This is a genomic window from Vibrio sp. Isolate30 (genome assembly GCF_022397975.1).
Classification (GTDB): domain Bacteria; phylum Pseudomonadota; class Gammaproteobacteria; order Enterobacterales; family Vibrionaceae; genus Vibrio; species Vibrio fortis.
The window spans coordinates 1-13,835 of the sequence record NZ_JAKEUS010000007.1 but is presented as its reverse complement, the minus strand read 5'-3'; the positions used below and the strand labels follow the sequence as shown (position 1 = coordinate 13,835).

8 protein-coding genes are annotated in these 13,835 nt (G+C 40.3%); 2 read left to right on the top strand and 6 right to left on the bottom strand.

Annotated elements, in window-relative coordinates:
* Positions 1-23: 23 nt before the first annotated feature.
* The 6 genes from L1D60_RS16025 to L1D60_RS16000 form a co-directional block, all read right to left on the bottom strand.
* Entirely contained in the window at positions 24-368 is a 345-nt protein-coding gene (locus L1D60_RS16025) for a hypothetical protein (protein ID WP_239841993.1), read from the bottom strand.
* Complete coding sequence (locus L1D60_RS16020) at positions 368-1,705, bottom strand: TfuA-like protein (protein ID WP_239841992.1); 1,338 nt, start codon at positions 1,703-1,705, stop codon at positions 368-370. Before L1D60_RS16020 ends, L1D60_RS16025 begins: the two co-directional genes overlap by 1 nt.
* Positions 1,702-2,928, bottom strand: coding sequence for a YcaO-like family protein (locus L1D60_RS16015; RefSeq protein WP_239841991.1), 1,227 nt, complete (start codon positions 2,926-2,928; stop codon positions 1,702-1,704). The genes L1D60_RS16020 and L1D60_RS16015 overlap by 4 nt, the downstream gene beginning before the upstream one ends.
* A gap of 69 nt (positions 2,929-2,997) precedes the next feature.
* Positions 2,998-3,915 carry a hypothetical protein gene (locus tag L1D60_RS16010; protein WP_239841990.1) on the bottom strand — a complete coding sequence of 306 codons (918 nt, stop codon included), beginning with the start codon at positions 3,913-3,915 and terminating at the stop codon, positions 2,998-3,000.
* Between the two features lie 14 nt (positions 3,916-3,929).
* On the bottom strand, positions 3,930-8,003 hold the full coding sequence (locus tag L1D60_RS16005; protein WP_239841989.1) for a protein kinase: 4,074 nt from the start codon (positions 8,001-8,003) through the stop codon (positions 3,930-3,932).
* Positions 8,004-8,384: 381 nt separating this feature from the next.
* Entirely contained in the window at positions 8,385-10,124 is a 1,740-nt protein-coding gene (locus L1D60_RS16000; protein ID WP_239841988.1) for an FAD-dependent oxidoreductase, read from the bottom strand.
* A 481-nt stretch (positions 10,125-10,605) separates the two neighbouring features.
* On the opposite strand from L1D60_RS16000, the gene L1D60_RS15995 reads away from it, so the two are divergent.
* Together L1D60_RS15995 and L1D60_RS15990 are read left to right on the top strand one after the other, a co-directional pair.
* Positions 10,606-11,352 (top strand): tail fiber protein, encoded by a 747-nt coding sequence (locus tag L1D60_RS15995; RefSeq protein WP_239841987.1) that lies wholly within the window; start codon positions 10,606-10,608, stop codon positions 11,350-11,352.
* A gap of 707 nt (positions 11,353-12,059) precedes the next feature.
* A complete protein-coding gene (locus tag L1D60_RS15990; protein WP_239841986.1) occupies positions 12,060-13,148 on the top strand; it encodes a hypothetical protein in 1,089 nt (362 codons plus the stop codon).
* Positions 13,149-13,835: the final 687 nt, after the last annotated feature.

Sequence of the window (13,835 nt, the reverse complement as noted above, 5' to 3'; positions counted from 1 at the left end):
TGAAACATTAAATGACGCTGCCTCTAAATAGTATAGCTATTTGCATAGTGTAGTGATTCTTCAATAATTAATTCGTCTAGCATCTCCAGTTGCTGTTGGTAACCATCAATACTCTGAGCTAGGTTCTCCATCGCTTTGCTGAGGACCTTTTCAACTCGCTCTGTTGTATCTTCATTTGTTTGCCACTGGTTTTGGATATGTATTATGTCGTCAGTGAGTTCGTTGGAAGTCCATAATGATGTTAGCTTCCAACCTGTTTCATTGGCGAGTGGGGGAAAAATTGTTTTTGACAACTCGATGAACTTGTTCTCTTGTTCACGTTTGATTTTTAAGGTTGCGATGAGGTTTAGGGCTTTTACATAGTTCATTAGTGATTTCCTGATTGCAGATAAAATTGATAGTCCTGGATAGCGGCGTTCTTAAATTCGCTATAGGAAGAAAAGCCAAGTATTGGCCAAAGATCGTTTGGGTCTTGCGCTACGCTGTTTGGATGTTTGGTTGAAAAAAACCAGTTCCATAACTGCTGCTCATTGATGTTAAGGTCAGACAGCGACAATGAAGGGTTATCCCGTTTAAATGTGATACGGGTTTGATAGGCGGAATAGGACTTATTAAGCTTTAATAGTTCCAGTAGCTCCTCGTCAAAATGATCCTGGTTTGTACTTAACCACGCGAGTAAAGATTCATTGTAGACAAGTGCATCAAAGTCCAGGTGGTTGACTTGCTGTGAAGTTAACCACTTGGCCAAGTGCTTAAAATCTAATGCTTGATTTGTATAGGCTGATTGCCTAAATGCAATTTCGAGAAGGGCTCTTTGTATGTGCTCATCCGAAATACTTGGATTATGGAAGGATGCGGTTCTCAAGGCGCTTTTTCGAGAAATTGCTTGTTGTTTTAGATCCCAAAAGCAACCATCAAGTTTAAGCTCTCGGTGAAGCTCTTCGCTTGTTATTGAATGTTCTGAGAGCTTTTTTTGGTGGTTTAGTTGTGAAACTAACCGCTCCCAGGCATCGGTTGGCTTAAAGTGATGTCTGTCTTCTATAGAGAGTGGGAGTGATAGATTTGGGTGCCTATCGAGCTTCTGTAGGAGATGAACGGCATCAGCTTTTTTGATATCTATATAGTTGTTTTCTGTAAACTTACACAATGATAGCGCCTGAACATCTCCAAGAAACTCTATGGCATAGTCATAAAGTTTAGAGAGAGTTCGCTCTGGATAGTGGAGTTTCTTGAATGCTCCTACAATTCGGGCTGAATCTTGTTGGCTCATTATTCGGTTTTTGACGGCATGCTCTAGGGTTGCACGTATGTTAACCATAGGAGTCGAGATATGTGGGTATGCTAATTCTGAAGGGCCATGAACCAGAGCCACCTCGTCGTCGTCTTCTAATACTCCGTTTATGTAGTCTTCGAAAACGCTACCAGACCCTTCCATCCCATAATTGGTGAGTTCTGATGCTCTCAAGGCTCCCATGCTCGAACAGCCGTATACTTTGATACCCAATGATAACGCGTAGAGTATTTCTTTATGCCAAACTGCTGGTACGCTTTCGAAGTAACCGTCAATTAAAACGATCACATTCGGTTGGTCGTGTGTGGCTAAATAAATATCTCCTTGTTTGGCGGGTGGGCGACAATCTGCGCTTACAAGGTTTTTAATGTTGGCTACGGAAAGGGTAGGGCCAGCAAACACGATAATACTCATGCGAATTCTCCCGTGTTTAATGAATCTTGTATAGCCAAAGCTCGCGTTCCCATCTTATAACCTGACTGTTCTTGAATACCTTCCAACCCTGGGACAATGACACGTACAACAGGTATACGATACTCACTTTTTTCTAGGTTTACGAAGACAGCCTGATTAAGACCAACCTTGTTTAGTTGACTTAAAATAAGTTCAATGTCTTTCGTAAAACACGTGTTATTCCAAGATTGGATATCTTTATAGTTTCTTAGCACTTTCGGCGAAATATTAAGTGCTTGCTCTGTATTCTTGGTGCTGATGCTTGAGTAAGCGTTGGCGTCAATATCATCTCTTGAGCCAGAAATCATGGTTAAGCGCGTTTGCGCTGCTTCCGTCAATGCTCTTAATAGGCTAATGGCCTTGCATGGATGAGTGCCAGAGCCAAAAGCTGGGTAAAGGGGGCCTTGCTCCTGTGAATTAGAAATGATTCGACAAAAGAAGCTAGGAAGTGCAATATCGGTTGTGATATCCCAAACTTGAACATCAACGTTAGCCAAACGATATTTTTCTATAATCGTTAGGCAATCCTCATCATCAACGGTTTTTAGGTCTAGTTGGTTGGCATGCTGGTCAACTATATGACGCTGCTTTATTTTCCAAAGTGCCAGGGCATCGCGTTCGATTGTTTCGCAGAGCCCGTGTACTATCGCCTCCTCTAGACTGTTTCCGGAAGCTAAACCATTTGAACTCATGATGAAAGCGCCACTGCCAGTCGGTAGTGGAAGAGTATAGTTGCAATGAACTACCTCATAAGGGACATAGATAGATTGTCGATTAAACAGGTCAGTTCCTTTAATCCATAAACGTTGTTCATGTTCTGAAAACTGACTGAATTCCAGCTTAGGTAAAGCATTGATATTTGCAACTGAATACTTTTTCGAAAGCTGATAAAAATCTGCTAATTTAAGTGGTAGGTCGATATGTTCAGCGTGATACGTTTCTATTGCTTCCATAGCGCCAGAAACTTTTGCTGATATCAAATCCAAGCCTTTCCCCTGAGCAACCGAAATTGCATAAGAGTTAGGACGGCAGACTGTTACGACTGGAATTCCGATATGATCGAGACCTGTAATGTTTGCAATGCGAGTTATTCCCATTTTTATGAAATAAGGGGATATTCTTTCGAAAGTTGCCTCCGGAGAACACTGGCGATGCGTTCCTTTTTGGTGTTTTTTTAATGGCATTTATGTTCCTTCAGTAACTAGGGTTCGGAGCCAAGTGTCCAATTTGGCTCCTTATGAATAACTTGCGTTTTATTTAAGGAAGCTTCGCAAGTTTGCAACGGTGCAAACAGTTCCTACCAGTAAGCTTTCTTCTTGCAGATCTTTCGGGTTGACAGCTCCTACCTGCACACCTGCATCGCGATAGTATCGAGCCAATGATTGAGCAGTTAATGTGTTGCTGTTTTGCTTGATAGAGTTTATGTGAGGAACTAATTCATTTTGATGACGATGAATAGTGGCTTTTAATTCATGAAGCGTCTGTTGTAACTCATTGAGATCTTCACTTGCACCCTCCTCTAGGTTGAGTGTTTCTAACTTGTTTAGATCACTTACGCTGAGATAGTGAACGTGGTAGGGGTAAAACTTGTTATCGTCTCTAACCAATAAAGGATTTACGTAGGAAACGATATAGATATTTTCAGGTACAGGTTCTGCGAGTTCTTTTAACGCTGATGGTGGAAGGTGGTCGTTGACAAACCTCGAGATAGGAGCACCAGAGTTCAGCTCAAGTTTGCTGATTGGAGTGTCTCTGTCAACGTCTGGATGCGGAGTGTCGTGTAGAGGAGCACGTAACCTATTGAGCTGTAAAAGGCGTAGGTCGAGTAAATATCCAGGCTTTAAATCTGATATATTAATACCAGGAGGACACTGAGCATTTTCTAGGTTCCACGGTACGACTTTAGTTAGTGCTGGCCCTATAAGATTCATTTGTTGCAGCTTTTCCCCTTCCTTTTTCGCCCCGAAAAAGAAGTGAAAATCGGTTGCGCTATAGCACCACTCAATGCGTTTTACCGACTTTGAGGTGTAGTCTTCATAATTGATAAGCGTTGCTTGTTGGCCGTTTTGTCTGATCACATAAATATCTTGGGAACGCAGAGTCAGTTGACCTTTATCATCAATGTAAGGGCTTAATTCATTTTGAAGTTCTTCTATCGATTGGCTGTCCATATTTTCTCCTTAAATTACAAGTAGCCTAGCGTTTTTGCATTTTTTAATGCTTCAAGTATTAGTTGTTGCAAATGTTTGTTGCTTCGCTTTTCATCAATTACCTTTTTAAGTGGGTCAATGATGGGGGCGGGAAGTGCATGCTGACTTATGTCTAATAATGTTGTAACGATTTCTATAGTGCGTTCTTGATCGCTACCTGCTGTTGAGTTTGACTGTTTGAGCATTATTAGCTCAAGCTCTACGAGCAAAGCTAACCATTGAAGTGGAAATGGAAATTCGTCTGATAGAGCTCTCCAAATATTATTACTTTTTTGGACTAGCGCCTGACTGTGGGATATATCCCCTTGCCTAAAAGCAAGCCATGATTCATTTGCACTAGCAATAGCGACATAGTCATCCATGCCTGAATTTTTTGCATAGGAAAAAGCCTGTTCTACATAATTACGTGTATTTTCAATATCACCTTTTAATCTGAAAAGTACGGTTAAATAGGCGAGGCAACGGGTTTTTAGTGTTGCATCGGCTTTATCATTGGCGTTTTTTAATGCCGCTAAAAGGTGCTTCTCCGCTTCGGTATATTGTTGGCTAAATAAGTACGTAAATCCTAAACTGAATAAGCTGTGTGTTTGTAGTTGGTGATCGTCAGTTTCTAAAGATATGCTATGGGCTGTTTGAGCTAGATTGATTTGCTTAAGACTTAAATCGTAACGAGTCCGTCGTAATTCAAATTGCAGTTTTGCGTCATAAAATTGTGCTGATGATATTGGATCAGTAAAGTGTTCAAGACATGTTTCAACGTTACTGATGATAGTACTCATACTAGACAATTCGTTACGCCAGTAATGGATATATAACTTCGCTAACTGGACTGTCAACCATGTGTTGTACCAACGCGAATCTTTCACCATATGACTGTTTATAAGAGCTTCGGCTTGGTCATAGCTCTTTAGGGCCTTTTCATGTAAATGATGGGTTTCTAGAGACTTTCCGTATTTCACGTGCAAACTGACACTGGTTAAAATGTCATCGTCTTTAATTTCATTAAGCGCTTCCAAGTAATGAGAGCGTGCTTCGTCGTGTCTTGCTAAACGGATCAAATTATCACCAAGCCCTATAAGAGCAGATAGCTTGTCAGGATTGGTTTCGTCATTTTTTATTGCATCTAACGATATATTTAATGACTTTTCAAAATGTCTAATAGCATCTTCTACCATTGAAGCTTTAGCAGCCTGATCACCAGCTGTTAAATAGTAGGTTGTCGCTCGTATGGGGGTATTAGTTTTTGACCAATGGTCGCCAATAATAGCTGGGGGGTATTCATATCCCTCTTGCTCTTCCATTGCCAATGCGAGCTGTTGGTGACTTATGTGCTGTGTTGTTGAACTTTCGTAGATGGCATCGCGAATTAGAGCGTGCTTGAATTGATAAAGGTTGCCTTCCACGCTACGTTGTTTAAAAACAATATTGTTACGTTGAAGTTCGTCTAAGTCAGCTTGGATCTGTCCTGTGTTCTTATCTGAGGCATGTAGAATTAATGCTTCGCTGAACGTTCGTCCTATTGTTGCAGCAAGCTGAGCTGTATCTTTGGCGAAAGTCAAATCATTGAGTTTCTGTTGAAGGGTACCGCGGAGGTTTTCTGGTACTTGTAGTTCTGGCTCTTTCACGGTGAAGTCAACACAGCCATTTATCTTTTTAACTAGATTGTTCTTTTGAGCGTGAAACACTAATTCTTCAAGAAAGAGTGGGTTGCCGTCACTTCTGGTTGTGAATAATTTTTTCACTTGCTCGCTGACGGTTACGTTGTCGAATAAGTGTTCAATCAGTTGGTGACTCTCGTTTTGTGATAGAGAGGAAAGTCCAATATCGAGCGCTTTGGAGGATTTAAGGGTTTCAGGAATAGGTGTACGTGAGCTGTTGAGCCAATAAAAGCCAAGAAGAGTGGGTAGCTTTTCTTTAATTAGGTAGTCAATAAATTCTAATGTAGTGGCATCAGACCAATGGATATCTTCACAAATAAACAGGCATGAATCGTAACTGCTTTCAGAGCCATTGCAAATTAAAGACAGAAGACGAGACATAGTTAAAAAAAGATATGACTTCTGTTGGGTGAGAGTAAGGTTAGAGATCGCTTGTTGAAATTCTTTTTCACTTTGGTTGGATAACCTTGAGTAAGGTTGTAACCATGCCCAAAGAATAGCTGAACCTCTTTCTCGTTCTAATGTTGAGAGAGAGAGAGAACATATTGCTTTTTTGTAATTGTCCTCAGCATCTTGGCCGTTGAGATCGAAGTACGTGGAAAAAAAGTTTAGTAGAGGGTACAGAGCATTCGTGTGAAACTCAGGTAAACATTGCAAAGAAAACGAACTGGTGTTGCTTAAGCGCTCTTTTAGTTCGAGAAGTAAACGCGATTTACCGATCCCTGCATCACCATAAACATGAAATAGTTGATATTGGCAGTTCGGCTGGTTTAGGCGATAGAGTTGTTCGAGAATGGTTTGACGACCCACAATAGAGTTGTGTGACTGTGTTTTGCGCAGAAATGAAAAAGCTTCAGATAAACGCTCTCCTTTAAGACGATATCCATAAGATGCCACATGTATTGAATCATTGACGACACACTCAAATAAAAGCTGATTGCTTAACATGTCTTTAAATTGTGGTGAACAAATGATTCCTCCTGAGTGACTATTTCGAGCAAGAGTCATAGCTTCAGCTGCTACTCGCCCTTCAGGTGTAGCACCGTCGATGCTTCTCATCATCCCTTTAGATAGACCGATTCTAAGATCGAATTTGAGGTTATGTTGCTCCAAGAGCGAAGTTTGCTTAGTGTGTAGATTATTCCAAATGTCGAGCGCTGCTCTTGCACTAAGTCGACTATCGTTGTCACTGACATTGGGATAGCCGAAATAAAACAACGTAGTGTCACCAACAGACGCCACATGAGTAGCTCCATAACGAAGCGCTATATCGACACTTTGACTTTGCTGATCTGATAAGAGCATTTCCGCTATATCTTGTCTTTCGAGTGTTGACTCGTTAGAAGAGTAGGTTCTATCTTCAGAAAGGATCAAACATAGAGCTGTGATCTGCTTCCTCTCCGTGAATTCAGAGTAGTAAGAGGATGATAGTTCGATCGTGTTTGTCATTGACACTTGTGCTGAACTTGAGCCCTCAGTTGAGAATGAGCATGGGGCTTGTAATACTATGTCGGAAAAATTAAATCGTCGAAACTCACGATATAGTTCAACTGTGTTACCAGGACGGTCTAGTGCTTTTTTATTAAGCACACGACGAAAAAAGTGTGCTGAATGGTGTCCAGAAAGGGGGCCTAACGGAATATTTGCAGCGCTAAGTTGATGAAAAAATATGGACGCAGCACTGTTGCCTTTTATGACCGAAGTACCGGTGAGACACTCCAAAAATACAAGCCCCCAGGAATAAACGTCCGTTTGTGGTAAAGAAGGCTCGCCTCTTAGTTGTTCAGGAGCACTGTATTTTGGAGTTCCTAAGGTTTCATCATTTAATGTTAATGTTTGGAGATCCGACGTTTTGCTATCACTTTTTAGTGTACTTATCCCAAAATCAAGAATTTTGACGTGTTGTTTCGCTCCAACATTGAAGAGCATTATGTTAGCTGGCTTTATATCTCTATGGATAATGCCAAGAGTGTGCGCATGGGCGAGAGCATCCAGTACTGAAGCCATGATTTCTGCGGATTCTGTTGGTGATATCTGACCATTAGAGGCTATATAGTCTTTCAATGTTATGCCATCGACAAATTCATAAACGGCGTACAAGATGTAATCACCTTGTTGACCTTTGTCCAATAGCGATACGATGTTAGGGTGATTTAAACGACGTACTAAATCACATTCTCGATTAAAGCGAGCGATTTTCTTTTGTCTTTTATGAGGACATTCAGAATTTGTTAATCTAAGAAATTTTATCGCGACGAACCTTTGAGTGTTGAGTTGTACCGCTTTGAAGACTTTTCCGAAGCCCCCTTCGCCTATAGATTCAAGCAATGCGTATTTTTTGGAACGAAACTGCTCTTCAATTGCTTCAGCGGTGGTTTCTTGTAAGGTCATTTATCTACTCTGGATGTCCATCTCAAGGAGTTTGATGTTAGTACTTAAGGGGTATGAGAGGATATTTAATTATCATTTATTTTAATGACTAACCAGTAATCCATATGAGTTATTTTTTGTTTTCGTGATTTAGGTTTCGTTTTATATTTATCATATGTAAAAACTTGTAACTCTGACTTTCTAATGCGAACGATAATCGCGTCAAAAATTGATCGTTAAATATAAAATCATCAATAACTATCTTGTGATTCCTTTGCTTGTTCTTACGAGGTTTCTTTTAAACTACTGAATATTCTAGGGGCTTACCATAATTTAGTCGGTTTTAGACGCCATAAAAATATGTTCTGGTAAGCCCATTAAAGCCTCACAATGAAAAGAATATTAATAGATCGTTTTTCTTGATCTGAAGTGGTTACACCCTACTACTAATCGTGAGCTTGTCGGAGTCTTAAAATTTAGATCACTGTACATTTCTTTTGTTTTTATTAAACGCTGGTAATGTTGCTGGAAATATTCCCTCGTTGGGATTGAGCTATCTTTGAAGCTTATAAATGCCCCTTTAGTCCCACAAATGTATACATCTCGACAGGTTTCCATCCAATCTAAAGCTCGATTGACATAGTTATAGATTGGGTTATGTTGAAAATTTCCGACTTCGTATATTTTTTCGTTCCACCACGTTTGATATTGAATAGTGTATTGAGATGTCGTGTAGGGAAAAGCGACTCGTTTACTGGCTTTTTCGCTCGTGTCGTTAGCGTAAAATGGCCCGGAAATAGCACCTAGAGTAACGTAGCTGAACAGGCCTAATGATTCACTATTTTCATTAATGAGTGTTGAGGTTAAAGAGCGAATCAGTTGCTCTTTGCCCACGCTGTTGAGACCTTGGCTTGATACAACCTTAGAGGTTATTTTATGCGGGGCAGGGGAGTCAAAGTCTGGAGCAAAGGGCTTATTTTCATCCAACGCCGAAGATAAACGCCTTACATCATACAATGAGTTTCTTCCCCAATGCCCCATCAAGGAAGAATCATAGTAATTCTTGCTATCAGTCCCCGTTATTTTAAGCTTTCCTGAAGGCAAATATTGCTTTACAAAATCTCTAAGTTTTTCTTGGTTACCGTACCAGTACCCATACATAATGCACGGGTGCTGAAGCTCTTTAAAGCACTGCTTGTTATTGGTAGATGTAGAGGGGATGGCATTGATTTTGAGGTTTGTCCCAACCAATTCTATTGTATTCTTATCATTAATCACTGTTTCCCACTGTTCCAAAATGCAGTATGTGGTGTTATCGCCAGTATTAGCTTCTTTTGTGTTCCAATGAAGCTCGAAGCGATGAATTTCACTTGGGATCTCGAACGCGCGAACTGTAAACTCCAATACAATGCCATAACTTAATGGACCGCCACCACGAAGCGCCCATAGGAGGTCTGAATTTTGCTTATCGTTAACAACAACGACCTCTCCATTCTCCAATAAGACTCTTGCTGCAATCAAAGACTCACAACACATGCCATGTAAGCGAGTCCAAGGACCCCATCCCCCACCTTGAATGTAACCGGCTAGCCCAACCGTTGCGCAAGTTCCATGAGGTATAGTCAATGCAGGGCGGGTATCATTTTCGGTGTCGGCCAAAGCAGGGATAAGTTGGTAGAAGCGATAACCAGCGCCAATATTGGCTGCGTAGCCGTGAGAGTCTTGCTTTACACTCAGCGTTTTTAGCCCACTTAGATCGAGCAGAACAACATCATTTCCAGTACATTCACCTTCATGATCATGTCCCCCAGATCGTACCTTTACGGGTAAGTTAAATTTAACGGCTAATTTATATGCGGTCACAACGTCTGTTTCACTTCGACACATTACAATCACTGATGGGTAGGCGATAAAACGTGTATTAAAAATGAGTGTTTGAGCTTGATACTGGCTAAGTCCGGGACTTTGGGACGGGCGAGAACGATGTGAAACCAAAATTTGTGTTTTGTCTACACCAAGTTCGTACAGCTCGTGGTAATAGCGCAAAGCATTGTTTTGATATATTGCCATTAGTCGTTGTGCTTTTAACAATTGTTCATGAGGTGTGTCTGAAAGTTCGAACTGTGTATCAATATCATTCATGATAATTCCTTTTTAGTGAATTCAGAGATCCTTTAAGTGCTAGTAGGTAGAGTTTTTTTTTACTTGCTCTATTGCTAGACAATGAATAGTTAGAACCAAGTTGTAATTAAAAAATTCTTGGTTGAGCATACTGAGTTGATTTAATTAGGATGGATTGATATTTGCCAAATATTTCTTGGGAAGAGACTTATATCTGTTAAGCGATTGCTTACTTCGAAATCATGAATCATTAGGCCCCTATCAATATTTTTAAAAGGTCAAACAGAATTTACTGGAGTTACCATGTGATGCAATTACACCTTATTACATAGATTTTGTAGAAGGGTGTAATAAGGTGTAATCGAATTGACGTTTGCTCAGCGGTAGATTTACTCGGGACAGAACATACCCCGTAAGCATCACGATAAAGCTTGTATGGAGCACTTCGGTTTATGGGAAGGACGAAGATTTTATGTAACGGTATAAGGCCAAGGAGCTTCAAATGAGTGTGAATAAATGGATGTTTAAGTTGTGTCCAATAGCGGCAATCATTAGTGCATTTTCGCCTGGGAATGCCACGGCTAGTTGCAGCATGGACCCTTATATCGGTTCGATGTGTGTAACAGCAGCATCCTTTTGCCCTGCTCCGTATTACAAGAAAGCGGAAGGTCAAACTTTTCTTATCACTGAATGGCCAACGCTATACTCCTTATTGGGTAAAAACTTTGGTGGTGATGGTAGAAGTACCTTTCAACTACCAGACATGCGTGGTCGCACCGCTGTAGGTCAAGGGACTGGGCTTGGCTTGTCAACGATACGCCTTGCTCAACGTGGTGGTCGAGATTTTATTGAACTTACACAGAACAACCTGCCGCCTCACAAGCATGTCGTCGGGTCAGGTTTTCAAGTTAGTGCGAGTAATGTCGATATTAACGTTGATGTGAAAGTACCACTTTCTACCAGTTCAGGAACCAGTCATAAGGTACCTGGGAATGGCGCAACATTTTTAAACACGGTTGGTAAAGATAACTTTGGGGACAATGAAGAAGTGAAGATTTATGGAAGTGCTGGGAGCTCGGGAGCACATTTAGTCGGAACAGGAACTTCTGAGGTGAAGTTTGGCGATAACATTGTCGTGCAAGGTGAGGTGGAGTCTACTGGACAAGGTGTGGCGTTCGACAATCGACACCCCCATCTCGGGCTTACCTATTGCATTGCAGTGAATGGTGCTTATCCGTCCAGAAATTAACATCTTCTGTAAGGGAGTGATGATTTTGAGTTAGCTTCTTGATGTGCGATAAAAAGGTTATTGCCGTGTACTTGTTAAATTTAATATATCCACTTGAGCAAAAGGTATCTTTCGCCCTAACTGGAAATGTGAAGCGTTAGGATAGCTTATTATTAACAATACTATAGCTCTCGAAGGGATGTAAGTAATTCTGATAAAAGTTAATGGCTAACTATACGGAATAATGGATTATTAGAAACGCCGCTGACATAGCCTCTCCAAAGGCGAGCTGACGGGGTATGAATAACGAAAATGCCTCAAAGTATTCCAGTCATTGATTACATGCTTTTTTATAAAGATAATTATGTAAAAAATATACGAACGACTTAATTAGAAAGTGTTCCTGGATATATATTACATAAGGAATTAGATATAGGTTCAAATGGTTGTAATAATGAAATTACCCAAGTTTAAAATCTATACACACATTGGATTTATATAGTTGGGTGCAAAAGGTGGGGCTATTACATCAATTGTTAATGAATATGAAATATCTTTAAATTGTCAGTTCTGGTATATCAAGGACGGAGGGTTAATAGATTTTAATTCCCATAATTCAAAAGGAAAAATTCAATTTGTTTACATTAACAACCTATAGATTTCAACGGATTATAATTTAAACTGCTATTAATTTTGGTTGGAATATTTAAAAATTCATGGAGAATATAATGTATAATACACAAGTTAAACAAGCCATCATAAAGTATGCGGAAGAAAATCTAGTTTACAAAAAATATGCTGTCCAAGTTCAAGGTTCATTATCAAATGACGAAAGTGAAGTTACTTCCTGGATTGAACTAGGTGGTCATACAATGGTTGTAACACCGAGTAGTGAAAAAATATCTACAGATGGTAAAGATACTCTCAATAAAATGAAAGTTCTTTGGTCAGCTATGACAGTGGCCTTAACTGAAGAGGGTAAAGACCTGACAGATGAGATCGCAGTCAGTAAGATTATTTCTGGAAGCAACTGGTTTGCTCCGATAGCACACTTTGAGCGTTTGGTTAAGGTTGAAGAAAACTCTGTAGAGCTCGATATGGGCTTCATAGGTTCAGTTGTTGGTGGCGCTATAAGTGGGGGTAGTGTTGGGGCTGCGAAAGGTGCGGTGAACGCAATGGGCGAATCAGTTCGTTTAGCGAACAGAGAAGAAAGAACGACAGAAAAATCTGCTCATGTAATGATGGTAGTTGACGATACGGGCCCAATTGTTGGAGCTCAATTGCGAGTTATATCCACAAACGCAGAAGAGTGCAGTGACGTAATTGACCTAGATTGTGCCCAAAAGACCAGTAAAGATGTAGAGTCAAAGTATGTAGATAAGCTCTTCATGTTTGTAGACCCAACTATTTTAAATGATTGGGGAGACGCCTTTCCTGAGTCTGATGGATTTAATGACCTAGTAGAACGTTTGCGTAGTCTTATCAAAGAACCCAATGTTCAAAATGCCAAAACAGAGTCCTTTGAGGTCCTTCAAGGTGTCGCTACTTTAAAAGCGATTTACGATCACCCTCAAGCAAATAATAATGTATTGTTTTATGAAGGGAGTCCGGAACATTGGTCTGACACATATGAGACTATTAAAAAGGTGTATGATAACAAAGATGTATCTGTGCATAGCAAGAGTGATATGGCTGGTAGAGGTCTGTTTAGTATCGGCAATAAGAAAAGGTGGTATTACTCTCACTCTTTGTTCTCAACCCCACAGGAGTTGGAAGACAAAATCTACGGGCTGCTTAAATTTGCAATATCTAGCTAAATAAAATGCGAGGCCTCCGATTTGTAGCGATAGCGAAATGAGTAGCAAATTATGGGTGACTGTAGTGCCAGTAAGTTGAATAAATATGCCGGATGATGCTGATGGTTGGGTTGATTGCGAAGCAAAGAAATCGGGTTCGCTTTTGCGTAGAAACTAGTAAGAATTTCGTCAGCAACAAGCTGCTCGACATTGACATTTTGCCATGTTACTTGCTCAAACAAATCACGGTGAAACTTCGCTTATATGTCCACACTAAACGCCCATTTAAATCGCTTTAATGAAAAAAGTAAGCTCCAGATATATCCTAGATAGGAACTTTAAAATATGTGACCATCTTGTGTCCAAATATCAGTTGGTTAGATATTGACCTATAACAGGTAGGGTCGCTTTCAAGCTAAAGTGTTGATTTTAATAATTTACAATGACTTACGTGTTTGTTAACTAGTAATGACATGTCTTGACATGGTAGGGGTCGGCGATTCGAGTTCGCCCGGACCCACCAAATTTTCATACCTCGGTATGGCGAAAAGCCCGCAGTTATGCGCAATGTAGATCAGATAAGGATCGGTTGACCGATCCTTCTGATGAGAGACAATCGGAAACCTATTTCTAGGTTTCCGATTTTTTATGTCTATTCAAAACTGTTTTACTGATTTTCTCGAAGAATGCGCTGTTGATGTTGCTCAA

Coding starts and splice junctions, on each gene's coding strand:
- L1D60_RS16025 (WP_239841993.1), bottom strand. CDS start 368: ATGAACTATGTAAAAGCCCTAAACCTCATCGCAACCTTAAAAATCAAA.
- L1D60_RS16020 (WP_239841992.1), bottom strand. CDS start 1,705: ATGAGTATTATCGTGTTTGCTGGCCCTACCCTTTCCGTAGCCAACATT.
- L1D60_RS16015 (WP_239841991.1), bottom strand. CDS start 2,928: ATGCCATTAAAAAAACACCAAAAAGGAACGCATCGCCAGTGTTCTCCG.
- L1D60_RS16010 (WP_239841990.1), bottom strand. CDS start 3,915: ATGGACAGCCAATCGATAGAAGAACTTCAAAATGAATTAAGCCCTTAC.
- L1D60_RS16005 (WP_239841989.1), bottom strand. CDS start 8,003: ATGACCTTACAAGAAACCACCGCTGAAGCAATTGAAGAGCAGTTTCGT.
- L1D60_RS16000 (WP_239841988.1), bottom strand. CDS start 10,124: ATGAATGATATTGATACACAGTTCGAACTTTCAGACACACCTCATGAA.
- L1D60_RS15995 (WP_239841987.1), top strand. CDS start 10,606: ATGAGTGTGAATAAATGGATGTTTAAGTTGTGTCCAATAGCGGCAATC.
- L1D60_RS15990 (WP_239841986.1), top strand. CDS start 12,060: ATGTATAATACACAAGTTAAACAAGCCATCATAAAGTATGCGGAAGAA.